Origin of the sequence: Nocardia sp. NPDC047648, assembly GCF_040642815.1 — a bacterium.
Classification (GTDB): domain Bacteria; phylum Actinomycetota; class Actinomycetes; order Mycobacteriales; family Mycobacteriaceae; genus Nocardia; species Nocardia gamkensis.
This window is the reverse complement of the sequence record NZ_JBEYSX010000002.1, coordinates 421455-444720: the sequence shown is the minus strand read 5'-3', so window position 1 is coordinate 444720 and position 23266 is coordinate 421455. Positions and strand designations below refer to the sequence as shown.

Genomic DNA, 23266 nt, shown 5'->3' with positions numbered 1-23266 from the left:
GATCGCCGAGCACCGGGCGCGAGCACGCGGCGCACCGCGAACTCGTCCCGATCCGCGCCGGTGGCGCGCCGGACGAGCGACCGGCGCCGCGCACGAGTGCTTCGCGCGCGGCGCCGATTCCGCTTCGGCCGGGGCATCGCGCCCCGGTGGAATCAGGACAGGTCGACCTGGACGACCTTGGCCGCGCCGACGGACTCGGCGATCGCGGCCTGCACGTCGGCGGGCACCTCGCGGGCCACGCGCAGCACGACGGTGGCGCCTTCCTTGTCGACGTCCTGGGTCAGCTGCGCGGCCAGGATGTCGACCTCGGCCTCGCCGAGCTTGGTGCCGATCCGGCCCAGCGCGCCCGGCCGGTCCTCGTAGTTCAGGATGGCCAGGTTGAGGCCCTCGGCGCGCATGTCGTAGTTGCGGCCGTTGATGTTGACGATCTTCTCCACCAGCTGCGGCTCGGTCAGCGTGCCCGCCACGTTCAGGGTGCTGCCGTCGCCGAACACGGCGCGCAGGTCGACGACGCTGCGGTGGCTCGGGCTCTCCGAGGCCGTGGTGACCTCGGCGGTGATCCCGCGGTCCTTGGCCAGCGCGGGCGCGTTGACGAAGGTGACCTGGTCTTCGACCAGCGCGGAGAAGATGCCGCGCAGCGCGGACAGCTCCAGCACGCCGACCTCTTGGGCGGCCAGCTCGCCGCGCACCTGGATCTCCACGCTCACCGGCAGTTCGTTGGACAGCGCGCCGAGCAGGGCGCCCTGCTTGCGGACGATGTCCAGCCAGGGGGCGACCTCTTCGCCGACGGTGCCGCCGGTGACGTTCACCGCGCCGGGCACGAACTCACCCGCCAGCGCCAGCAGCACCGACTTGGCCACGTCGGTGCCCGCGCGGTCCTGGGCCTCGGAGGTGGAGGCGCCCAGGTGCGGGGTCACCACGACCTGCGGCAGATCGAACAGCGGGCTGTCGGTGCACGGCTCGGTCTCGAACACGTCCAGGCCGGCGGCGCGCACGTGGCCGGACTTGATCGCCTCGGCCAGGGCGGCCTCGTCGACCAGGCCACCGCGGGCGGCGTTGACGATGATCACGCCCGGCTTGGTCTTGGCGATGGCCTCCTTGCCGATGAGGCCCTTGGTCTCCGGGGTCTTCGGCAGGTGGATCGAGATCAGGTCGGCGCGCTCGAGCAGCTCGTCGAGGGTCAGCAGCTCGATGCCGAGCTGCGCGGCGCGCGCGGGCGACACGTACGGGTCGTAGGCGACGATCTTGGTCTCGAAGGCGGCCAGGCGCGCGGCGAACAGCTGGCCGATGCGGCCCAGACCGACGACGCCGACGGTCTTGTCGAAGATCTCGACGCCGTTGAACTTGCTGCGCTGCCAGGTGCGCTCGCGCAGGGTGGCGTCGGCGGCGGGAACCTGGCGGGCGGCGGCCAGCAGCAGGGTGACCGCGTGCTCGGCGGCGGTGTGGATGTTCGAGGTGGGCGCGTTCACGACCATGACACCGCGCTCGGTGGCGGCGGGCACGTCGACGTTGTCCAGGCCGACGCCCGCGCGGGCGACGATCTTCAGGTTCTTCCCGGCTTCCAGGACCTCGGCGTCGACCGTGGTCGCCGAGCGCACGAGCAGCGCGTCGGCCTCGGGCACCGCGGCCAGCAGGGCCGGGCGGTCGGGTCCGTCGACCCACCGGACCTCGACACCGTCACCGAGCGCGTCGACGGTCGACTGGGCGAGCTTGTCGGCGATCAGAACTACAGGACGGCCTGCTTGGCTCACGTGGAGTACTCCTGGGGAATGGGGTCGGCAATTACCGCCGAACAGCTTAGTGCGCGCGATTTCCATCCCCGCTACCACCTGGTAGGCGGGCGTCCTCAGTCACCCTCCTGGTAAAAATATGAAGACCGGTCTACAGTCGACGCATGGGCGTCAAAGGCACCGAAACCCGCGGCAAACTCGTCGACGCGGCCCGCACGCTGGTGGAGCGGCACGGCTACTACGGTGCGGGACTCAACCAGATCCTGGCGGCCAGCGGCGCACCGCGTGGGTCGTTGTATTTCCACTTCCCCGGCGGCAAGGACGAATTGGTCGCGGCGGCGATCGCCCAGGCGGGCAAGGAGATCACGGCGTTGATCGACACGATCGAGCCCGGCGACGCCGGCGCGGCCGCGAGCATGCTGCTGCGCGCGTTCGGCGACCGGCTGGAAGCGTCCGGTTGGCAACAGGGCTGCCCGGTAGCCACGGTGGCCTTGGACGTCGCGGCAGGGAACGACCCGATCCAAGCGGAGTGCGCCGCCGCGTACGCCGCATGGGAACAGGCGTTGCGGCTGCGGCTGCGCGCCGACGGCCGCGCGAACGCCGACGATTTGGCCGCCACGGTGCTGGCGATGGTCGAGGGCGCGTTGTTGCTTGCCCGCGCCCAACGCAGTCGTGAACCCCTGGAACGGGTGGAACGCACCCTGCGCACCCTGATCTGACGGCGGATGTCCCGCTGCGCATTTTCGACGTGTCCACAAAATATGTAGACCGGTCTAGTAAGGAGAAGTCATGTCCGACAGCATCGTCTTCGGAGCCGCCGGGTTCCTCGGCCGCAACGCGGTCGCCCGTTTACTCGAGCAGGGGCATTCCGTCACCGCCGCCTTGCGGCCGGGCAGCGAGGAGCGGCTGACCGGGTGGTTGCGCCGCCGCGGCGTCGACGCGAGCGGACTGGAGATCGTCTCGTGTGATGTCACCGCCCCTGACCTCGGCCTGCCCGCGGGGTTCGACCCCTCCGGCATTCGCGACGTGTACAACTGCGCCGCCCGCTTCGCCTTCGGGCTCGCTCGTGATGACGCGTACGCGGTCAATGTCACCGGCGCGCTGCGGGTGCTGGAGTGGGCCGCCGCCCGGCCCGAGCTTCGACGCGTCGTGCACATCACCGGATATCGGATCACCGTCGAGGAATCCGAGGAGCAGCATTACGAGAGGGGCGCCTACGGCGCTTCGAAGTTCGAATCGGACCCGCTGCTGCGCAGCCGGGCGGCGGAGCTCGGCGTCGCGCTGACCATCGCGAATCCGAGCAGCGTGATCGGACCCGGTCAATACGTCGGGCTGTCGAGCGTCGTCGAGGACCTGTGGAACGGACGGCTCCCCGCCGTCCCCGGCGGCCCCGCGACCTTCGTGCCGATCGTCGACCTCGACTACTTCACCGATTTCTTGATCAGCCTGCCCGCCCTGCCGGATACCGCGGGTCGCTCCTACACGGTTCTGGACGATCGAACACCCGAGCTGCCGAAGCTGATTCGCCTGCTGGCCGGGCACCTCGGCGTCCGCGCTCCGCGCTTGTCCATTCCGGTCGGCGTCATCGCGAAACTTCCGCGCGCGCTGACCGGCACCGATCCGGAAACGATGACCTTCATCGCCGAGGACCGCTACGACACCTCGGCGGCGCAGGACGTGGCCCGCCGCGCCGGGCTCACCATGCCTCCGACCGAGGCGACCTTGCTCACGTGGGCCGACCATCTGGTGGCCAGCCGGTTCGGCGCGGTGGCCGACGATCCGACCGCCGGGTTCGTCGACGGCGTATGGGTGAGTGGCGAACGGAGCCGTCCGGACTACGTTCTGGTGCACGGCCTTCCGCTCGACGGGGAGTCGTGGAACGAGGTGCGCGCCGAGTTGGACGGGCCGAGTCTGGTCGTCGACCTGCCGGACTTGGGGCGCTCGGCGCCCGGCGATGCCGATGCGGTGTTACCGAAACTGCTCGCCCCCGTCCGTAGCCGTCCCGTGCTGGTCGGCCATTCGCTCGGCTGCGGTCCGGTGCTGCGGTACGCGGCGCGGCATCCCGAGCGGGTCTCCGGGGTGGTGCTGGTGGCTCCCGCGTTCCTGCAACCGCGGTCCGGCCCGCTGCTGCGCTCACCATTGGCCGCGGTGGCGATGCGCCGGATGTCGGCCGGTTCCCTCGCCGATCGGCTCGGCGTGCCGGAGAGCGCCGCGCTCGCGAGCGCCGCGGCGAACCTGCGCAGGCCTGGCGTCGCCGCACGAACCGTCGCCGCGCTGCGCCGCGCGAGCGCCCCCGCGCGGCGCGAGGAGTTGCGTGCCCTGCTCGCGCGGATCGAGGTGCCGGTGCGGATCGTCACCGGTTCGGCCGATCCGCTGACGGTCGCGACCGCTCGCGACTCGATCGCGATACCCGACACGGGCCACTACCCGCAGTTGACCCATCCCGCGCGGCTCGCGGCCGAGATCGCCCGAGTCCGCGCCGTCGGGGCGCTGCACTGATAGGGCCCGCACCGGGGTCGCCTGCGTTACTGAGGGCCGGACTGCCACGGCGTCGCCCGACATCGCCCGCGCTACGGCGGCCCGGACTGCCTCGGCGTCGCCGCCGCCCGACGTCGCCCGCGCTACCGGCGGCCCGGACTGCCCCGCGGCGTCGCCGCCGCCCGAGGTCGCCCGCGCTACGGGGGCCGGACAGTTCGTTTCGCCGTGCGAGCGGGCCCGCACAGCGGCGGGCCCCCACACCATTCGGTGCGGGGGCCCGCTCGGTCACGCCTCGGGTCGGCGTGGAACCCGGTCGATCTCCTCGACCGTCACGTCGGTCAGCGGCCGCCGAAGGAACCCGTCCACAGGGTGTCGACGAGGCCGTGCAGTGCGGCGCCGAGCGTGTCGAAAAGACCGTTCAGAGCAGCGCTGCCGGTGTCGATGATAACGGGGATCATGGAAATACCTCTTCCTCGAAACATTATCCAGTCGAACTGGCTGACACGGGGGACATCGGCGGCGACTCGGTGGCGGTTACAAATTTCGATAATATGGAGATGCAGACCACATATAAGCACGATATGTGGTCCACGACACCTGGAATAGCGGCTTTGAGCTGCTGTTCTAGTCATACGTCCAGGTCGAGAGCCGAATCTGCACCGCTAATTTCCCCCGCTAACGGATGCGTAGACGAAACTCGAAACAAAGTCGAAGCGAGTTTTCGCCACCCCGGCAATAGGGGCGCACGAACACCTACCCCGGCACACCTTTCCGAGCTGACCGATAGAGCTTCCGAATAACTCTCCGTATCCCTTTTCGGCGGCTCCGAAAACAGCCGCGCCCTGTCGGCACGGGATTCGGTGACCGACGCGATCTCGATCGCCGGGGAGGTCAGGGAGCGTCCACGGTGACCAACGGCACACCCTCGGTAGCCTTCGTGGCGGCCACCGCGCGGGAGAACGCACGCACCCGCGGCGTCTCCCGGTAGCGGTGCCACACCAACCCGAGCCGGGACTCGGCGATCCCGGTCACCGGCACGAAGGTCACCGGCCGCCTGCGGTGCGACTCCGCGGTCGGATGGCACAGCAACATCGCGCCACGGCCGGCCGCCACCGCGGCGAGGCCCTCCTCCAACGTGCCGACCTCCGGACCGGGGCGCACCGTCCGGCCCTCCGGCGTCACATCCAGCGTCTGCGCCCTGCGCCAGTACTCCGGCGCGGGAGCGCGCACTCCGACCAAGGAGACCTCGGCGATGTCCTCGACCGACAGTGCGGGGCGTCCCGCGAACGGATGAGAACTGGGCACCGCGAGCGTCTGCGGCTGTCCCGCGAATACCGATCCGAGCACCAGATCACGCTCACCCATCGGCAGCAGCACCACCGCGGCGTCGACCTCGGCGCGTCGCACCGCCCCGAACGGATCGGCGAGCGGGATCTCCGTCAACTCGACCGAGCAGTCCGGGTGCCGCCGCTGAAAGAACTCGACCGCGGCCATCAGGTGATCGTTGCCCGCACCCTGGAACCCGATGCGCAAAATCCCGTCCATACCCCGGGCGGCGGCACGGGCGGCGTCGACTGTCGCGCGTAACGCGGCATAGGCGGGCCGCAGCTCGGCGAGGAAATCCGCGCCGAGCGGGGTCAGCCGGACGGTGCGGCTGGTCCGTTCCACCAGAGCCCCGCCGACGCGCCGCTCCAGCGCACGCAGCAGCTGGCTCACCCGGCTCTGCGACACATACAGCCGGGCACCGGCCCGCCCGAAATGGAGCTCCTCGGCGAGCGCGAGAAACGCCTCCAGTTCCCGGATCTCCAAGCCGCCCATCAGACTCCCTTCCACGGTCGATGAGTTCAGCTCATAGAACTATGAGACCTTCGCCGTTGTTTCCTCCGGCCACGAACCCTTGGCTGGAAGACATGACAGAGGTTCGGGAAATCGTTGCGGTGCGACCGGTTTCGGTGCTGCGCGGCTGGCTGGGCGTCGGCGCGGTGACAGCGGGCACGTTCACGGTGGTCACCTCCGAGATGCTGCCGGTCGGTCTGCTCACTCCGATCGGCTCGGCGCTGCGGGTGAGCGAGGGCCGCGCCGGTCTCGCGTTGACGGTGACCGGCCTGGTCGCCGCGGTGTCGGCGCCCGTGGTCACCGCGGCGCTGGGCCGGCTCGAGCGCAAGCTGGTGCTGTGCGGGTTGATGGCGGTGCTCGCGCTGGGCAATCTCGGCGCGGCGGCGGCGCCCACGTTCGGTGTGCTGATCGGGGCGCGGGTGCTGGTCGGCGTCGGCATGGGGGGTGTGTGGGCGATCGCGGCGAGCCTGGCGGCGCGGCTGGTGCCCGCGCGATCGGTCGCCGCCGCGACGTCGCTGGTTTTCTCCGGCGTCGCGGTCGCCTCGGTGCTCGGCATCCCCGCGGGAACGTTCCTGGGCGCGCTGGCCGGGTGGCGGATCACGTTCGTAGCCGCCGCCGCTGTGGCGCTGCTGGTGCTCGTGGCCATGGCGGCGTTGCTCCCGCCGTTACCCGCGATCGAGACCATGGCGCTGGGTGGCGTGTTGCGGCTGACCGGGCAGCCGGGCTTGCGCGTCGCCCTGCTCGTGGTCGCGTTCCTGGTCACCGGCCACTTCGCCGCCTACACCTACGTGCGGCCGGTGCTCGAGGAGGTGACCGGCGTCGGCGCGCGGACGATCGGCGCGCTACTGCTGGTCTACGGGATCGCCGGAGTCGCGGGCAATTTCGCTGCGGGAGCGGCGGCGGCGCGCACACCACGGAAGACGCTGATCGTGATCGGATCGATCCTGGCCGGGGCGGCGATCGCCTTGCCCATGCTGGGCGTCTCGCCGCCGCAGGCCGCCGCGCTGATGATCGTGTGGGGGCTGTCCTACGGTGGCGTCTCGGTGAGCACGCAGAGCTGGGTCTTCGCCGCGTCGCCTCAGCACAGGGAAGGCGCGTCCGCTCTATTCGCCGGAGTTTTCAACGCCGCCATCGCATTGGGGTCGCTGATCGGCGGCCTGGCCGCGGACGGGATCGGCCTCGCCGCCGCCCTGTGGCTGGGTGGCGCGCTGGCCGTCGTCGCCGTACTCGTCGCTTCGTTCGGGCCCGTCGCGCCTCGCCCGTGAGTGGCGGTGAAAAGCAGCTGCGACAACCTTTTTCGGCACCTACCATCACGCTCATGTCTTTGCGCGCGATTCCGGCTTCGATGGACCCGGCGGTGGTCGGGTCCATCGATCGTGAGCTGGACCGGATCGAGCGGGAGCACCGGGTGTCGATCCGGTTGGCGATCGAGAGCGGTAGTCGCGCTTGGGGATTCCCGTCTCCGGATTCGGACTACGACTGCCGGTTCGTCTATGTCGCGACACTGGAGACCTACCTGTCCCCGTGGCGCACCCGCGACGTGGTGGAGACGCCGCTGACGGACTTGCTCGACGTGAACGGCTGGGATCTGGCCAAGGCGCTGCGGCTGCTGGTGCAGGGCAACGCGGTGCTCATCGAGTGGCTGATGTCGCCGATCGTCTATCGCGGCGACGAGGATTTCCGCGACCGATTGCGCGCGGTGGCCGACGAGGTCGCCGACCGGGACAAGGTCGCGCGGCACTATCTGCACCTGGGCGCCAAGCAGTGGGCGCTGTACGAGCGCACCGGATCGTTGAAGAAGGTGTTCTACGCGCTGCGCCCCGCGATGGCGCTGCGGTGGCTGCGCGAGCATCCCGCGGCGGCGGTGGCGCCGATGCATCTGCCGACGCTGTTGCGGCAGTGCGAGCTGCCTGCCGAGTTGACGGCGGCGGTGACCGAGCTGACCGACCTGAAGTCGCGGACAAGGGAGATGGGCAGCGGGTCGGTGCCCGCGCCGATCACCGGGTTCATCGCCGCCGAATTCGCCTGCGCCGCCGAAGTGTTCCGCAGGTCCGGGGGCCGCGACCACACGCGGGCCCGCGCGATCACCGCGGAGTTCTTCCGCTCCGAGGCGCTGGCGGGCTGAGCGGCCCGAAGAGGTCTACGAGGCGGCTTTCGGCTCGTCGGCTTCGCTCGACTCGGCGACCGCGTCGGCGTAGGCCTGAGCGAGTCGTCGCGTCGCGGTCGGACGATCCGGGTCCGGGCGCGGGATGCCGAGGTGGCTCTCCCGTAGCTCGTCCATGAAGTCCGCCCACAGCCGCGGACCGCCCGCCTCGAGCAATTCGGCCCGCACCCGAAGAGTCCGGGTGGTCGGGCGGTGCCGCAATCCCCACGCGCCGAGCTGCGCCATGATCGGCACCAACTGGATGGCCGGTTCGGTGAGCCGGTATTCGGCTTTCTGACCGGGCCGGGTATCCGCGCGGCTGAGCAGCCCCGCCGCCACCAGGCGCTTGAGCCGATCGGACAGGATGTTGGAGGCGATGCCTTCTTCCGAGCCCGCCAGCAGCTCGCGGAAGTGCCGCCGGTCGCCGAACATCACGTCGCGCAGCACGAGCAGCGTCCACCGATCGCCGATCACCTCGATCGTCGCGTTGATCGGGCACCCCGAACGTCCGTCCTCGCGCACCCGGCACTCCTCTCGGTCCGACAACCACTGCTTGCAATATACAACCGGTAAGCCGGACGCTGCACACAACCAGTTGCGAATTGCAATCACTTAGTGGAATGAGCGAACCGATGCCCGAGCTGCGCGTACACAACCTCGCGATCGCACTGGACGGCTACGTCGCCGGCCCGAACCAGGGGCCGGATTCATCCACGTGACCTCACCCGCTCCGCAGCGTGAAAATGTCCTGAACAGGGGAAAGGCCCCGCACCCATCCCGGTGCGGGGCCTTTCGAAGCTAAAGTCGCGATCAGAGAACGCGGACGTCCTGGGCCTGCGGACCCTTCTGTCCCTGGCCGATCTCGAACTCCACGCGCTGCCCCTCATCGAGGGACCGGAAACCCGAGCCGCTCACAGCCGAGTAATGCACGAAGACGTCGGGCCCCCCGCCGTCCTGTGCGATGAAGCCGAAGCCCTTCTCGCTGTTGAACCACTTCACAATGCCTTGAGCCATTTCATACTTTCTGTAGACGAGCCAGGTAGGTGTTATGAGATGCCCTGGCCTCGTAGATCAACGATGCCACGATCCGACGAATTACTCACGTTCCGCACCACCAACTGTGAGCTAACGCTCACGACGACGCTCGGCTCCGTCGTGCGCGACGCTCGCCCAGGGGGCTGGGTCTGTCACCTCCCACGTTCGGTCGGGTCCCGGTCCGTGCGATTTCGCCGGGCCCATCAGGCGGATACCCGCACTTCGCCTCGAATAACGTCCGCCGCCGCGCCCGGTCGAGCACACCCCACGCGCAGGGGACCACCGCGCCCGGCATCATGGGACTCCTTCTTCGACGCGGCTCGGCACCGATGCACATCGGCTACCAATTGTGTTGTGCCACAATTGATTTCAGTGTACCGGACACAGAATACGACAAGTCAGCCTACGTCCGGGGTGCACCGGCCGCACCGTTCTTTAAGTTCTGTTCACGGCCGGAGGTAGCGCACCTGGCGCGGTTTCGTCTCGTCGTACGCGGCGCGGCCGGGCAGATGCTCCGGCACTCCGACCTCCCACCAGGCGCCCGCGTCGGTCCACGCCGACGGCTGCGTACGCACGACGAGCACCGCCGGCCGGCGCTCGTCCTTCGCCGCCGCCCGCGCCCGCGGGTAGGCGGCACGGAATTCGTCCAGGCCGGACGCCGTGAAAACCGAACATCCCAGCGCGGCGGCGTGGGCGGCGAAATCGACACGGGGCGGATGTTCGTGTGTGGTGTGGCAGTGGGCGTAGAAATTGTTGAACGGCTCGCCGCCTTGCCCCTCTTGCAGCCGGGCGATCACGGCGTACCCGTCGTTGTCGCAGACCACGGCGACGAACGGATGCCCGGCGAACGCCGCGGAGAACAGTTCCGAGTTCAGCATCAGATACGAGCCGTCGCCGAGCAGGGTGGTCACCACGCCTTCGTCCCGCGCCATGGCCGCGCCCCACGCGCCCGCGAGTTCGTAGCCCATGCAGGAGAAGCCGTACTCCACGTCCATCGTCGGTGCGCCGCCGGTCGCCCGCCAGCCGCCGACGAGTTCACCGGGCAAGCCGCCGGAGGCCGTCATCACGTAATCGCTCGGCTCGCTCAGGTCGTTCACCGCGCCCACCACCTGGGCATAGCTCGGCGCGCCCGGTGTCGGTGCGCGCGATTCGTCGATGCGCGCGTCCCAAGAGCCGCGTAATTCGGCGGCTCGCGCGGTCCAGTCGGGGTCGGCTCGCCATTGCCCCACCTGCGCGGCCAGCTCGCGCACGGTGGCCTCGGCGTCACCGACCACCGCGCGGGCGCCGTGCTTGACCGCGTCGAAGCGTGCCACGTTGATCGTGACCAGGCGAACGTCCGGCGCGAATACCGTCCAGGACGCGGTGGTGAAGTCCTGTAAGCGGGTTCCGACCGCGAGGATCAGGTCGGCTTCGGCCGCCATCTCGTTCGCCGACGCCGAGCCGGTGATGCCGAGCGGTCCCGCGAACAGCGGATGCTCGTGCGGCACGAGGGTGCGGCCCGCGGTGGTCTCCACCACCGGGAGGCCGTGGCGCTCGGCGAATTCGAGCACGGTGGGCCCCGCGCCCGAATAGCGGACGCCGCCACCGAGCACCAGCAGCGGACGGCGCGCCGCGCGCAGTGCGGCCACGGCGTCGGCGAGCGCTCGCCGATCGGGGCGCGGCCGCGCGAGACGGTGCACCACCGGCTCGAAGAGCGCGTCGGGGAAGTCGTAGCTCTCGGCCTGGACGTCCTGTGGGAGCGCGAGCACGACCGGACCGGCATCGGCCGGATCGGTGAGCACGCCGACCGCCTGCGGCAGGGTCGAGATCAGCTGCTCCGGGCGGGTGATGCGGTCGAAGTACCTGCTCACCGGCCGGAACGCGTCGTTCACCGTGACGGTCGGGTCGCCGAAGTGCTCGACCTGTTGCAAGACCGGGTCCGGCGCCCGGCCGGTGAAGGTGTCGCCGGGCAGCAGCAGCAACGGCAGCCGATTCGCGTGCGCGACGCCCGCCGCCGTCACCATGTTGAGCGCGCCGGGACCGATCGACGAGGTCACGACGCCCACCTGACGCCGGTGGGCAGCCTTCGCGTAGCCGACGGCCGCGAGCGCCATTCCCTCTTCGGTGTGCCCGCGCCAGACCGGGAGTTCGGCGCGCCGCTCGTGCAGCGCGGTGCCGAGGCCGAGCACGTTGCCGTGGCCGAAGATCGCGAACACGGCGGGGAACAATGGCGCCGCGCGGCCGTCGAGCGTCTCGGAGCGCTGGGCGATCAGCCAGGCCACCAGCGCCTGCGCCGTGGTCAGTCGCATCCCGTCCGTCCTTCGTGCGAGGTGACCGGGCAGCGCGGATCGAGCGGCTCGGCGGCCCAGCGCGCCCGCACCCAGCTGTGGGCGGGGTCGTCGCAGAACGCCATCGATCGCTCCGGCGCGGGACCGGCCAATACGTTGAGGTAGTACATGGGGTAACCGGGCGCAGCGACGCACGGGCCGTGATAGCCGCGCGGGATCAGGAAGACGTCACCGTCGCGGACCGCCACATTCTCGTCGACCGTGCCGTCGGCCGTATAGGTGCGGTGCAGGCCGAATCCCTCGCGCGATGGCGTGATCCCGTCCCGTCCGGCGATGCGGAAGTAGTAGATCTCCTCGTTGACGACTTCGCAGGCACCGGCCGAGTCGTGCTTGTGCGGCGGGTAGGACGACCAGTTGCCGTCCGGGGTGATCAGCTCGCAGGCGTTGAGTTTGTCCGCGTGCTCCCACACGCCGGGTATCCCGAAGTTGGTGACCTGGCGCGTCGCGCGTCCAGCCCCGCGCACTTCGACCGGCACCTGCTCGGCGGGGCCGTATCGCGGCTCCAGCCGTTTCGTGCAACGGGCCATCGGAAGCGCCACCTCCAGGTCGACATCCTCGGCCGTCAGCCACACCTCGGCGTCTCGCGGGACGTAGGCGAAATCCGTGACCCGGGTGAAGACCGAATCCCGCCCGGCCAGCATGAAGGTCGCGCCGTCCACGCGCACCGTGCACGCTCCGGCCAGCGGCAGGACGAACGCCTCGAACTCGCCCGTCCGAACGATCCGCGATTCGCCCACGCCGATCCGCAGCACCCGCAGGCCCGCGTAGGTCCATCCGGCGTCCTCCGGGGTCAGCAGGATCGGGTCACCGTCATGGCGCAATGTTCCTTCGGGACGATGCAGGGTCATCACACCTCCTCGATACAGATTCCCCGGATACCTTCGATCCGATCGCTCCGTCGGCAGACGAATTCGACCGCCGAGCGGCACTTCTTGCTCGCGGCCGTGCCGACGCCCAGACGTACCCGACGGGGTCCGCGCGTCATCGGGCTTCCTTCAACAGGCGGGCGGCGCTCTCGACCGCCCGGGCGACATCGCCGTCCGGCGGGTACAGCAGGGTGCGCCCGACGACGAGACCGCGGACCACGTCGTGGCCGAGCGCCCCGCCCCACAGCGCGCGATCCACCGCCGAGTCTCCGGACGGCGCTCCGCCCAGCACGAGAACCGGCAGCGTGGTGGCGTCCAGCACCGAGATGTCCTGTGGTGCGGGGATCTTCAGCCAGGTATAGGCCGAGGTGACGCCGAGCCCCGAGGCCACCGTGATCGCCCGCGACAGCGAGACGGCGTCCTTGCTCATCACCAGCGCACCGGATTCGTCCCGGTGGTAGGGCAACGGTTCGACCATCGCCATCAGCTCGTGCGCCGCCAGTTCCGAGACCGCCCGCGCGCAGGCTTGCAGGGTCGGGACGGTTCCCGCGTCGGAATCGACCAGGCGCAGCAGCATCTTGCCGCCGTCGAGCCGGAACCGCGCCAGAGAGTCGGCGTCGTATCCGGTGAAGCGGTCGTCGATCTCCCACTCCGCGCCCGCCAGTCCGCCCCGGTTCATCGACCCGATCACGACCTTGTCGTCCAGGGCGTCCAGCAGCAACAGTTCCTCGACCACATCCGGCGAGCCGAGCACACCGTCGACATCCGGGTCGGCCAGCGCGATCAGCAGCCGTTCCAGCAACGCGCGCCGATCCGCCATGGCGGTACGGTCCTCGCCGACACCGAGCGCGCCGCGAGCAGGATGATCGGCGGCGACCAGGAACAAGGTCTGCTTACCCGCCAGCAGGTCGGCGCGGCGCAGCCGTTTCGCGTAGGCCCGCTCGACCGCGGCGGAGTCCGTCGCCCGCGTGTGCAGCAGCTCGCGCCAGCGCTCGTCGGTCAAATGCATGCGCCGGCTCAGCCGCACAGCAGTTCCTCGATCTCCGCGCCGGTGGGCATCGCGTCGGCGCAGGCGAGACGCGAAGCGACCAGCGCGCCCGCCGCGTTGGCATAGGTGGCGACGCGCCGTGGGTCCCAGTCCGAGAGCAGGCCGTGGATCAGCGCTCCACCGAATCCGTCGCCCGCGCCGAGCCCGCAGACCACTTCCACGCGGCACGGCGGCACCGTCCAGCGTTCCTGGGCGGTGGCCACCAAAACGCCGTCACCGCCCTGCTTGATCACCGCGAGGCGCACCCCCCGCGCGAGCAGCCGATCCGCCGCCGTCTCCGGGTCGGCGGTGCCCACCGCCACCTCGACCTCGGTACGGTTGCCGACCACCACGTTCACGTGGTCGACCATCCATCCGATCTCGGCCCGCGCGGTGTCCACGTCGGGCCAGAACATCGGCCGGTAATCCAGATCCAGCACCGTGTGCCCACGTCGTGCGCGACGAAGCAGAATCTCCCGCTGTGTACTGCGGCCGGGTTCCGCGCTCACTCCGGTGCCCGTCACCCACAGCAGCGGCACGGCATCCACGACATCCCAGGGCACTTCGACCGGGGTGAGGGTGAGGTCCGGCGCGATCGGCGCACGGTAGAACAACAGCGGCGGATCCGACGGCGGCGTCAGCTCGCAGAAGACGACGGGTGTCTGAAGGTCCGGCGCGGTCGTCACGTAGCGCGATGAGACGCCGAAGTCCTCCAGCGCCGCGCGCACGAAGTCGCCGAAGCCGTCGGGGCCCACCTTGGTCAGCACCGCGGAGCGACGGCCGAGCCGGGCGGCGGCCACGGCGACGTTGGTGGCGGTGCCGCCGAGGAACTTGGCGAAACTGCGCACCTGCGCCAAGGCGACGCCGCTCTGTTCGGGATACAGATCCACCCCGACGCGACCGATCGTCAACGCTTCCAGCTCGCCTGCTCGCTTGTTCACGGCGTCACCACACGCTGCAATTCGTGCTGCAATGCCTCCAATTCCGCCCCGCCTGCCATCTGGCGGGTCAGCTCCGGCAGGTCGATCTCCGATTTCTCGTACGCGCCGAGCATCGCGCCCCGCTTCAGCAGCAGGAACCGGTCGCCCACCGGATAGGCGTGGTGCGGGTTGTGCGTGATGAGCACGACGCCGAGCCCGCGTTCGCGCGCCTGCACGACGTACTTCAGCACCACCCCGGCCTGTTTGACGCCCAGCGCCGCGGTCGGCTCGTCGAGGATCAGCACTTTCGCGCCGTAGTGCACGGCACGCGCGATAGCGACGCACTGCCGCTGGCCGCCCGACAGCGTGCCGACCGGCTGTTCCATATCCCGGATCTCGATACCCATGTCGGCCAACGCCGTCCGCGCGATCTCACAGCCTTTCTTGCGGTCCAGCAGCCGGAAGGGACCGTATCCGAAGGTGGGCTCGGACCCGAGCACGAAGTTGCGCCACACGCTCATCAGCGGCACCACCGCGAGATCTTGGTAGACCGTGGCGATGCCGCGATCCAGCGCCGCCCGCGGCGAGGCGAACCGGACCGCTTCGCCCTCCACACGCAGTTCGCCGCGGTCGTGCTGGTGCACCCCGGCCAGGATCTTGATCAGCGTCGATTTGCCCGCGCCGTTGTCGCCGAGCACGCAGGTCACCTCGCCTGCGTTCACCACCGTGGACACCTCGCGCAGGGCGACGACGCCGCCGTAGCTCTTGCCGAGATCGACCGCCTCGATGAGGGAAGTCATCGGCGCACCCTTTCGGCTCGTTTCTGGAATCTATTGTTGACCAGCACCGCCGCCAGCAGCAGCACACCGAGGAACAGCATGAACCAGTCGCTGTCCCAGCGCGCGAACACGATGCCCTGGCGCGCCATGCCGAAGATCAACGCACCGATGGCGGCGCCGACCGCCGAGCCGAAGCCGCCGGTGAGCAGGCACCCGCCGACCACGGCGGCGATGATGTAGTGCAATTCGAGCCCGACGCCCTGGTTGGCCTGCACGCTGGCGAACCTCAGGATGTCGCAGGAGCCCACCACCCAGCCCGCGAACGCGGTGCCCATGAACAGCAGGATCTTGGTGCGGTCGGCGGGCACACCGACCGCGCGGGCGCTCGGCAGCGCACCGCCGACGGCGAAGATCCAATTGCCGAACCTCGTGCGAACCAGGATCGTCGCCGCGATGGCGGTGAGCACGATCCACCAGACCACCGAAGCCTGGATGTGCGCTTCGCCGATGTCGAGGGTCGAGGCGAAGACCCAGCCCGCCGATTGGTAGCCGCCCGCGCTCCGCACGCCCGACACCTGCACCGTGTCGGTCACCAGGCGCGTCACGCCCAGGTTCAACCCTTGCAGGGCCAGGAAGGTGCCCAGCGTGACGATGAAACTCGGCAGGCCGGTGCGCATCACCACCCAGCCGTTGAACGCGCCGACGGCCAGCGCGAAGACCAGCGAGGCCAGCAGCGCGAGCCAGACGTTCCATCCGGCGTGCACCGCCAGCAACGCGGTGACCAGCGCCGTGGAGGCAGTCATCACGCCCGCCGACAGATCGAACTCGCCGCCGATCATCAGCATCGCCACGGCCACCGCCATGATGCCCAGCGTGGAGGCGTCGTCGAGCCAGGTCGCGACGCCGAGCGGGCTCAGGAACCGGTCGGTGACCAGCGAGAAGAACACGAACACCAGCAACGCGCCGAGCGCAGCGCCGATCTCCGGCCGCACGGCCAGACGTTGCAGCGGCGAGAGGCCAGGACGGTCCTGTGTCGAGTCGGAGGCTCGTGTGGCAACGGTCATTTCATCCACCTCAGCGCGTACCCTGCGCGACGAGCGCGGCGACGGCGTCCACATTGTTCTTGTCGACGAAACCGGGTCCGGTCTGCACCGGCGCGCCGCCTCCGACGGTGTTCAGGTTCGTCCGATACAGCTTCAGCAACACGATCGGAAGATAACCCTGCTCGTACTGTTGCTGATCCACCGCGAACAGCAGCTTTCCCGCCCTGATCGCCTCCACCACATCGGCATTCAGGTCGAAGGTCGCGACGGTGGCGGGCGACCCGGCCTCCCGGACGGCGTCGACAGCGCGTGCGGCGACCTGGGAGTTGAGCGTCAGGACCGCGTCGATGGACCGGTCGGCCTCCAGCGCGCCCTTGATCCTCGATTGCGCGTCGGTCGGATTGTTGATGTCCACCTGAAGCGTGGTCGCGGTGCCGAACGCCCTCGTCGCGCCTGCGCAACGCTCGTTCGCGCCGATATTGCCCGCCTCGTGGATGACGCACAGCATCTTCCCGCGCCCGGCCTCCGCGAGCCGTCTGCCCGCGGCCTGCCCGGCCAGCGATTCACTCTGCCCCACATGGACGAACGCGCCGAACCGCGCGCTCTCCGACTCCCCCGAATTGATCGTCACCACCGGAATCCCCGCGGCGACAGCCTTTTCGACCGAGCGCCGAAGCGCCTCGGGATTGGCCATGGACACGACGATGCCGTCGACGCCTTGCGCAACGGCGTTGTCGATCAGCTTCGCCTGCTGACCGGGATCACCGGAGGCGTTGTACTCCACACGGATCCCCAAATCCTTGCCCGCGGCCTCCGCGCCGTTCTTGACGACGTTCCAGAACGCGTCACCGGGGCTGCCGTGGGTCACCACCGCTACCGATCGCACCGTGCCGACCTCGGTCGGTGCCTGTGACGGAGCGGGCGCGTCGGCGCCGGGGCCGCTGCATGCCGCCAGGAGAGCGGCGGTGGCGATCCACGGCAGCAGGCGGGTCCGGTGCCGAGCGGTCGCGCCGCGTCGTGCTCGCAAAAGCATCCGCATCGCCTAGATTCCGGCCGCGGCGAGCGCGATGTCGCTGAGGAACCGGAGGCTGCGCGCGGTGTCGCCGCTCGGCTTCTCCGCCGAGTCGGACGGTCGCAGCGCGGCGTCCTGCTCCAGGACGTACCAGCCCCGATACCCCGCGCCGCGCATGGTGTGCACGAGTGCCGCGATGTCGACGTCCCCCTCGCCCAGCGGGACGTACAGCCCACGGCGCACCGCCTCGCTGTACTCGAGCGTCCCGTCACGGACCTGATCGGCCAGCGAGCCTCGGACGTCCTTGAGATGAACGTGCCCGATCCGCTCGGCGTGCCGCCGGGCGAGCCGAACCGGGTCGGTGCCGCCGACGAGCAGATGCCCGGTGTCCAAGCAGAGGTCGAGATCGGAATCGGCGAGGAACCGCTCGACCTCGGCCTCGCTCTCCACATGCGTGCCGACATGCGGATGCAGCACCGTGCGCAGGCCGTACGCGGCGGCGATAGCGCGGATCTCGGCAGCGGTGTCGATCACGGCGCGCCAGTGCGCGTCGTCGAGTGGCGGGCGCTCGTCGTATCCGCCGAGTCCGGTCGCGGCGGCGAGCACGAGCACTTCCGCGCCCGTGGCGGCCAACAGCGCGGCGGTCTCCTGCGCCCGAGCGAGGGCGGCGTGCCGGTCGCGATGCAACACGACGGCGAGGAAGCCGCCGACCGCGGTGATGTCGAAGTCCGCGAGGAGTCGTCGCAGTTCGCTCGGGTCGCGCGGCAGATAGCCGGGTGGCCCGAGTTCGGTGGCGGACAGGCCGAGCGCGGCCATCTCCGACAGAACGGTGCGTGCGCCGAGCAGGTGACCCCAGCCGGGGACCTCACAGACTCCCCAGGAGATCGGCGCGGCCGCGAGGCGCAGCGGGTGCAGGGATTCGGGCATCGGCACTTCTCCGACCTTCGATATCGAGTTGACGCCGCCGTAGTTGGAGCGCTCCAACTATGTAACGTGGGTCATAGCGTGTCAAGGGCCTGCGGCGTGCCGGTCAAAGCCGCTCTACCAGCGATTATTCGGTCTTTCATAGAAGACTGCGGTGCGCCGAAGTCGGATTGGAGCGCTCTATTGATCCCTTCTGGCGCACCGCGTATCGTCCGTCCCGGCAGGGCTGGTGGACGCGGAACGGAGGCGCCGTGGCACGACCGACCATGGAGGACGTCGCCGCGCGCGCGGGCGTCTCCCGCGCCCTCGTCTCGCTGGTCATGCGCGACTCCCCGAAGGTCAGCGAGCACCGCCGCCGCGCCGTGCTGGACGCGGCCGAAGACCTCGGCTACCAACCGCACATCCTGGCCCGCTCGCTGGCCAGCCGGACCTCCAACATCGTCGGTGTCCTCGTCTCCGACCTGCGCAACGCCTTCTTCGCCGACGTCGTCGAAGGCATGGACGCCGCCGCGCAGGAGTCCGGCCTCGAACTGATCCTCAATACCGGCCGGCGCAGCGCCGCACGTGAACACACCGCGTTGGAGAGCCTGCTCTCGTTCCGGCCGGGAGGGGTCATCCTGCTGTCTCCCATCCTGCCCGCCGCCGCCATCCGCGCGGCGGCGCAACAGGCTCCGCTGGTGCTGGTCTCGCGCACCTCCACCGTCGCAGGCATCGACACGGTCAACGACGACGGCGAGGCGGGCGCCACCCTCGCCGTCGATCATCTGGTCTCGCTCGGGCACCGGCGCATCGTCCACCTCGACGGCGGCGGCGCGTTCACCTCCGCGCCGCGACGCAAGGGCTACCGGGCCGCCATGCGACGCCACGGCCTGGAACCGATGGTCGTGCCGAGCGAGCACACCGACTCCGCGGGCATGGCCGCGGTGCGCAAACTGCTGAACCTCTTCTCCCGCGACACTTTTCCCACCGCACTGGTGTGCGGCAACGACTTCAACGCCGTCGGGGCGATGTCCGCGCTCGAGGAAGCGGGATTGCGGGTGCCGGAGGACGTCTCGGTGATCGGCTACGACAACACCTCGCTGGCCGCCCTGCGTCACGTCGCGCTGACCACCATCGATCAACCGCGTATCCGAATGGGCAGCCTCGCGATCGAGGCCATCGCCGAACGACTTCGCGACGGCCGCACGAGACCGGTCCGCCGCCGGTTGGAACCCACGCTCGTCGTCCGCTCGACCACGACCGCACCGGGGCGCTGAGCCGCACCGCCCGTCGCGATCCCCTACGAAGGAGAGCCGATGTCCTCCCACCGAGCCGTCACCCTCGGCCTCGCCGGAACCGGCCGCATCGGCACCGCACACGCCGAAATCCTGAGCAAACTCCCGAACGTGGCCACCGTCCTGGTCGCCGACGCCGACCCCGCCCGCGCCCGCGCCACCGCCACCGACCTCGGCGTCGAATTCGCCCCCGACCTCGACACCCTCTTCGCCGCCGACCTTGACGGCCTGATCATCGCCACCACCACCGCCTCCCACCCCGACCTCATCATCCGCGCCGTCGACGCGCGCATCCCCGTCTTCTGCGAAAAGCCGGTCGCCGCCGACATCACCGGCACCCTCGCCGTCATCGACCGCACCCGCCACTCTCGCGTCCCCGTCCAGATCGGCTTCCAACGCCGCTTCGACGCGGGCTACCGCGCGGCCCGCGAAGCGATCCGTTCCGGCCGCCTCGGCCGGCTGCACACCTTGCGCGCGACGACCCTCGACCCGGCTCCCCCGCCCGCCGAATACATCGCCCGCTCCGGCGGCATCTTCCGCGACTGCGGAGTGCATGATTTCGACATCATCCGGTGGGTGACCGGGCGCGAGATCACCTCCGTCTACGCGACCGGGGCGAACCGTGGCGCGTCGTTCTTCGCCGAAGCGGGCGACGTCGACACAGCGGCGGTGCTGCTACGCCTGGACGACGGGACCCTCGCGACCGTGTCGCTGACCCGCTACAACGGGGCGGGGTACGACGTGCGATTGGAGGCGTTGGGCTCTGAAGGGAACGCGATCGCCGGACTGGACGACCGCGCGCCCCTGACTTCCGTCGAGCCCGACCACAGCCCCTCCCCCTCTCCTCCCTACGCGGGGTTCATGGAACGGTTCCGTGCGGCGTATGCCGATGAACTGGCGGCGTTCGTCGATGTCGCCACGGGGCAGCTCGACAGTCCCTGCACACCGGACGAAGCGCTGGAGGCGTTCTACGTCGCCGAGGCGTGCGAGCTTTCGCGGCGTGAGGGCCGGGCTGTCGAGATAGCTGAGGTTCGGCGCTGAGGAGTCGCCGAGATGGGTCACCGCGTCGAGCGGATCCTCCCCGTCCTCGACGGCTTACGGCATACGCCGCCGGTCTGAAACTCATCCCGAACCTATCCGATATCCGCCGATCGAGATTCGCCGAGGAGCGCGACAAACCCGAACGGCTAAGCGAAGATGGCACAAGAACTTACGAGGGGCCTCCATGAGTGCGCGTACGGCTGTTGCCCGCCCTGTCCAGCGAGCGTGGCCGGTCGTCGGTCACGGACTAGCCCTCCGCCGTAGGCCACTGGAGTTCTTCGCGGAATTGCACCGGATGCCGGAACCCTTGGCGCTGATCCGATTGGGCAGTAGAGACGCATACCTGCTGACTGCCCCTGAGCTGATCGATTCGGTACTGCGCGGCAAGGCGGCGCACAGCGTCGAGAAGGGGGCGTTCTTCGAAGCCATGCGGGTGCTGCTGGGCGATGGTCTGTCGGTGTCGGCCGAACCCAAGCATCTGCGGCACCGCCGCCTGATGGCACCAGCCTTTCACTACGAGAAGATCGCCGACTACGTGCGAATCATGCAGCAGGAAGCCGATGCCATGGTCGACAGTTGGAGCGACGGCGCCCGATTGGAACTGGACGACCGGTTGCGGGTGCTGGCCATGCGAATCGTCGCAAAGGCGTTGTTCGCCAGTGAACTCGGCGAAGAGGTGGTCGCCGAGTCGCTGCGTTCGTTCCCGATCATCGTCGACGAGCTACCGAAACGCACCATGATGCCTTGGCTGGCGCGCATACCGCTGCGCAACCGCACGTTCGACGCCGCGGTGCGCAGACTCTCCGACGCGATCGACCGCATCATCGCCGAATACCGTTCGAGCGACACCGATTACGGCGACCTGGTGTCGATGCTGCTCGCGGCGCGCTTCGACGACGGCACCGGACTCACCGACCGCGAGCTCCACGACGAGGTGATGACGCTCTATGCCGCAGGGTTCGCAACCACCGCCAACACCTTGGCTTTCGCCTTCTACGAGTTGGCGCGGCGGGCGGATGTGCGGGAGCGCGTCGAAGAGGAAGTCGCCGAGGTGTTAGGCGGCGGTCCGGTCACCGCGGACAACATCCAGCGTCTCGAGTACACCGAGCGAGTGATGGCGGAGACACTGCGCCGCTACGCTCCCACCTGGCTCGGCACGCGCGAGACGATCGAGGAGATCGACCTCGCCGGAGTCACGCTGCCCCCGGGCACCACGCTCTTCTACTCGCCGTACACGCTGCACAACAACCCGAAGTACTTCGACGATCCGGCACGGTTCGACCCGGACCGGTGGACGCCGGAATACCGCAAGACCGTCACCCGGTCCGGGATATATCAGCCATTCGGCATCGGCAACCGAAACTGCATCGGCGAGCCATTCGCGTGGTACGAAGCGGTCACCATCCTGGCCACGGTCGTCGCACGGGCGCGTTTGGAGCTGGCTCCGGGAGCCGGAGTGCACGAGGTCGCGCGGGCCACGCTGGAGGTGAACCACCTTCCGGTGAGGGTGCGGCTGCGTGGTGCGGCGCAGAACGCACCGTCGGCCTGAACACCAACCTATCGTTGCGGAGATTCCATCCATCGCTACCGAGCCGCGGCGGCGAGGTCCGCTCCCAACCACATCACGAAGCGATGGTCAGCAGTACCGCACACACCCTGGCCGCGCCGCCGGTCGGACACCTGGGTCGTCCGCCCGATCAGCGGAAGGCGACCCTTGGACGAGCAGCGCCATACGTGAAAAGCCGCGCACTATCATGAATAAGAACGTCTACCAGGTGGGGAGGTAGGAATTGTCCAATCCAGAACACACTGACCGGCGAGTGGTGCCGACAGGTCGGCGAATGCGTTCTGTGGAACTCTGCGCAGGTGCCGGTGGACTCGCTCTCGGTCTCGAGCAGGCGGGCTTCGATCCCATCCTGCTCCTCGACAATCGTGACGTCGCGTGCGCGACGCTACGGACGAATCGGCCTCACTGGAATGTGCTCAACACAGACCTGCTGAAGTTCGAACCGCGGTGGGATCTACCACAGTCGATCGATATCGATCTCTTAGCCGCAGGCCTCCCGAGAGTGAAGTCTGCGGCAACGGCATCGAGACGCCGTGGCAGCGGCTGGGAGTTGGAGTTGCTCGAGACCACAGGCCGGTTGGCGTCGGAACTGCGACCCCGTGCCTTGCTGATCGAGAACGTGCCCGACATGGTCACTCGACCCGAGTACGGTGACAGCCGGTCCCGGGTCGAGAAGTACCTCGATAGTGCTGGTTACGAGTACCGATGGCTGGTGATCGATGCGCGCGACTTCGGGGTACCGCAGCACCGACTTCTGGGCATTCTCGTCGCCTTGCGCGGCGGCGACATCACACGCTTCGAGATGAACTTGACGGCTCTGCCGCCCAGCCTGACCCTGACAGTCGGCACGGTGTTGCGGCCTTCCATGGGTGCACGCGGCTGGCCTCAGGCCGACGAGTGGGCGGCACAGGCCAACGAGGTCGCGCCCACGATCGTCGGTGGTTCATGGGACCGCGGCGGTGGGGACCTCGGGCCAAAGGGTTCTGTCAAAGCTTGGGCGAGAATCGGCGTCAACGCTCGGTCGATCAACGACGACCTACCATCCGTCGACTTCGTGTGGAACCCCGCTCTCGGGCCGGAACACATGGTGAAACTCACCATCGAACAGGTCGCGGTATTGCAGGGGTTTCCCGCGCACTGGCGTATCGAAGGCCGCAAAACCGCGCGATATCGCCAGGTAGGAAATGCGACCCCGCCACCCGCCGCGTGCGCGGTCGGCCTTGCCCTGCGGGCAGCGTTGACCGGCTGTTGAACGCACTATAGC

At 69.2% G+C, this 23266-nt stretch carries 20 protein-coding genes; 8 read left to right on the top strand and 12 right to left on the bottom strand.

Features of this window, described 5'->3' with window-relative positions; genetic code table 11:
- Positions 1 to 152: 152 nt before the first annotated feature.
- A complete protein-coding gene (serA, locus tag ABZ803_RS06400) occupies positions 153 to 1751 on the bottom strand; it encodes a phosphoglycerate dehydrogenase (protein ID WP_357033672.1) in 1599 nt (532 codons plus the stop codon).
- A 143-nt stretch (positions 1752 to 1894) separates the two neighbouring features.
- On the opposite strand from serA, the gene ABZ803_RS06395 reads away from it, so the two are divergent.
- Both ABZ803_RS06395 and ABZ803_RS06390 read left to right on the top strand, forming a co-directional pair.
- Entirely contained in the window at positions 1895 to 2449 is a 555-nt protein-coding gene (locus ABZ803_RS06395; RefSeq protein ID WP_040868433.1) for a TetR/AcrR family transcriptional regulator, read from the top strand.
- A 70-nt stretch (positions 2450 to 2519) separates the two neighbouring features.
- Positions 2520 to 4229 (top strand): alpha/beta fold hydrolase, encoded by a 1710-nt coding sequence (locus ABZ803_RS06390; RefSeq protein WP_357033670.1) that lies wholly within the window; start codon positions 2520 to 2522, stop codon positions 4227 to 4229.
- A gap of 870 nt (positions 4230 to 5099) precedes the next feature.
- Here the strand turns inward: ABZ803_RS06390 and ABZ803_RS06385 are convergent.
- Entirely contained in the window at positions 5100 to 6041 is a 942-nt protein-coding gene (locus tag ABZ803_RS06385) for a LysR family transcriptional regulator (protein ID WP_357033668.1), read from the bottom strand.
- A gap of 77 nt (positions 6042 to 6118) precedes the next feature.
- Here ABZ803_RS06385 and ABZ803_RS06380 point away from each other — a divergent pair, with 77 nt between their 5' ends.
- A complete protein-coding gene (locus ABZ803_RS06380; RefSeq protein ID WP_357033666.1) occupies positions 6119 to 7309 on the top strand; it encodes an MFS transporter in 1191 nt (396 codons plus the stop codon).
- Between the two features lie 53 nt (positions 7310 to 7362).
- Complete coding sequence (locus ABZ803_RS06375; protein ID WP_357033664.1) at positions 7363 to 8169, top strand: nucleotidyltransferase domain-containing protein; 807 nt, start codon at positions 7363 to 7365, stop codon at positions 8167 to 8169.
- A 15-nt stretch (positions 8170 to 8184) separates the two neighbouring features.
- Here the strand turns inward: ABZ803_RS06375 and ABZ803_RS06370 are convergent, their stop codons facing one another.
- The 10 genes from ABZ803_RS06370 to ABZ803_RS06325 form a co-directional block, all read right to left on the bottom strand.
- Positions 8185 to 8709, bottom strand: coding sequence for a helix-turn-helix domain-containing protein (locus ABZ803_RS06370; RefSeq protein WP_357033662.1), 525 nt, complete (start codon positions 8707 to 8709; stop codon positions 8185 to 8187).
- Between the two features lie 288 nt (positions 8710 to 8997).
- Positions 8998 to 9201 (bottom strand): cold-shock protein, encoded by a 204-nt coding sequence (locus ABZ803_RS06365; RefSeq protein ID WP_014987157.1) that lies wholly within the window; start codon positions 9199 to 9201, stop codon positions 8998 to 9000.
- A 467-nt stretch (positions 9202 to 9668) separates the two neighbouring features.
- Positions 9669 to 11510 (bottom strand): 3D-(3,5/4)-trihydroxycyclohexane-1,2-dione acylhydrolase (decyclizing), encoded by a 1842-nt coding sequence (gene iolD / locus ABZ803_RS06360; RefSeq protein ID WP_357033660.1) that lies wholly within the window; start codon positions 11508 to 11510, stop codon positions 9669 to 9671.
- Positions 11501 to 12397, bottom strand: coding sequence for a 5-deoxy-glucuronate isomerase (gene iolB / locus ABZ803_RS06355; RefSeq protein WP_357033658.1), 897 nt, complete (start codon positions 12395 to 12397; stop codon positions 11501 to 11503). Before iolB ends, iolD begins: the two co-directional genes overlap by 10 nt.
- Positions 12398 to 12530: 133 nt before the next feature.
- Positions 12531 to 13442 (bottom strand): aldolase, encoded by a 912-nt coding sequence (locus tag ABZ803_RS06350; protein WP_357033657.1) that lies wholly within the window; start codon positions 13440 to 13442, stop codon positions 12531 to 12533.
- The gene (gene iolC, locus ABZ803_RS06345; RefSeq protein ID WP_357033655.1) at positions 13433 to 14383 is read right to left on the bottom strand and encodes a 5-dehydro-2-deoxygluconokinase; all 951 of its coding nucleotides are present in this window, start codon (positions 14381 to 14383) and stop codon (positions 13433 to 13435) included. The genes ABZ803_RS06350 and iolC overlap by 10 nt, the downstream gene beginning before the upstream one ends.
- Positions 14380 to 15162 carry an ATP-binding cassette domain-containing protein gene (locus ABZ803_RS06340; RefSeq protein ID WP_357033653.1) on the bottom strand — a complete coding sequence of 261 codons (783 nt, stop codon included), beginning with the start codon at positions 15160 to 15162 and terminating at the stop codon, positions 14380 to 14382. The genes iolC and ABZ803_RS06340 overlap by 4 nt, the downstream gene beginning before the upstream one ends.
- Entirely contained in the window at positions 15159 to 16205 is a 1047-nt protein-coding gene (locus tag ABZ803_RS06335) for an ABC transporter permease (RefSeq protein WP_357033650.1), read from the bottom strand. Before ABZ803_RS06335 ends, ABZ803_RS06340 begins: the two co-directional genes overlap by 4 nt.
- 10 nt (positions 16206 to 16215) lie before the next feature.
- Positions 16216 to 17217 (bottom strand): sugar ABC transporter substrate-binding protein, encoded by a 1002-nt coding sequence (locus ABZ803_RS06330; protein ID WP_357033648.1) that lies wholly within the window; start codon positions 17215 to 17217, stop codon positions 16216 to 16218.
- A gap of 9 nt (positions 17218 to 17226) precedes the next feature.
- On the bottom strand, positions 17227 to 18123 hold the full coding sequence (locus ABZ803_RS06325) for a TIM barrel protein (protein ID WP_357033646.1): 897 nt from the start codon (positions 18121 to 18123) through the stop codon (positions 17227 to 17229).
- A gap of 248 nt (positions 18124 to 18371) precedes the next feature.
- Here ABZ803_RS06325 and ABZ803_RS06320 point away from each other — a divergent pair, with 248 nt between their 5' ends.
- The 4 genes from ABZ803_RS06320 to ABZ803_RS06305 all read left to right on the top strand — a co-directional run bounded on the left by ABZ803_RS06320 (position 18372) and on the right by ABZ803_RS06305 (position 23254).
- On the top strand, positions 18372 to 19376 hold the full coding sequence (locus ABZ803_RS06320; RefSeq protein ID WP_357033644.1) for a LacI family DNA-binding transcriptional regulator: 1005 nt from the start codon (positions 18372 to 18374) through the stop codon (positions 19374 to 19376).
- Positions 19377 to 19415: 39 nt separating this feature from the next.
- Positions 19416 to 20435 (top strand): Gfo/Idh/MocA family oxidoreductase, encoded by a 1020-nt coding sequence (locus tag ABZ803_RS06315; protein WP_357033642.1) that lies wholly within the window; start codon positions 19416 to 19418, stop codon positions 20433 to 20435.
- A 184-nt stretch (positions 20436 to 20619) separates the two neighbouring features.
- Complete coding sequence (locus tag ABZ803_RS06310) at positions 20620 to 21984, top strand: cytochrome P450 (RefSeq protein ID WP_357033640.1); 1365 nt, start codon at positions 20620 to 20622, stop codon at positions 21982 to 21984.
- A 241-nt stretch (positions 21985 to 22225) separates the two neighbouring features.
- Positions 22226 to 23254, top strand: coding sequence for a DNA cytosine methyltransferase (locus ABZ803_RS06305; RefSeq protein WP_357033638.1), 1029 nt, complete (start codon positions 22226 to 22228; stop codon positions 23252 to 23254).
- The last annotated feature ends 12 nt before the right edge of the window (positions 23255 to 23266 follow it).

Coding starts and splice junctions, on each gene's coding strand:
- ABZ803_RS06395 (WP_040868433.1), top strand. CDS start 1,895: ATGGGCGTCAAAGGCACCGAAACCCGCGGCAAACTCGTCGACGCGGCC.
- ABZ803_RS06390 (WP_357033670.1), top strand. CDS start 2,520: ATGTCCGACAGCATCGTCTTCGGAGCCGCCGGGTTCCTCGGCCGCAAC.
- ABZ803_RS06380 (WP_357033666.1), top strand. CDS start 6,119: ATGACAGAGGTTCGGGAAATCGTTGCGGTGCGACCGGTTTCGGTGCTG.
- ABZ803_RS06375 (WP_357033664.1), top strand. CDS start 7,363: ATGTCTTTGCGCGCGATTCCGGCTTCGATGGACCCGGCGGTGGTCGGG.
- ABZ803_RS06365 (WP_014987157.1), bottom strand. CDS start 9,201: ATGGCTCAAGGCATTGTGAAGTGGTTCAACAGCGAGAAGGGCTTCGGC.
- iolD (WP_357033660.1), bottom strand. CDS start 11,510: ATGCGACTGACCACGGCGCAGGCGCTGGTGGCCTGGCTGATCGCCCAG.
- iolB (WP_357033658.1), bottom strand. CDS start 12,397: ATGACCCTGCATCGTCCCGAAGGAACATTGCGCCATGACGGTGACCCG.
- ABZ803_RS06340 (WP_357033653.1), bottom strand. CDS start 15,162: ATGACTTCCCTCATCGAGGCGGTCGATCTCGGCAAGAGCTACGGCGGC.
- ABZ803_RS06335 (WP_357033650.1), bottom strand. CDS start 16,205: ATGACCGTTGCCACACGAGCCTCCGACTCGACACAGGACCGTCCTGGC.
- ABZ803_RS06330 (WP_357033648.1), bottom strand. CDS start 17,217: ATGCTTTTGCGAGCACGACGCGGCGCGACCGCTCGGCACCGGACCCGC.
- ABZ803_RS06325 (WP_357033646.1), bottom strand. CDS start 18,123: ATGCCCGAATCCCTGCACCCGCTGCGCCTCGCGGCCGCGCCGATCTCC.
- ABZ803_RS06315 (WP_357033642.1), top strand. CDS start 19,416: ATGTCCTCCCACCGAGCCGTCACCCTCGGCCTCGCCGGAACCGGCCGC.
- ABZ803_RS06310 (WP_357033640.1), top strand. CDS start 20,620: ATGAGTGCGCGTACGGCTGTTGCCCGCCCTGTCCAGCGAGCGTGGCCG.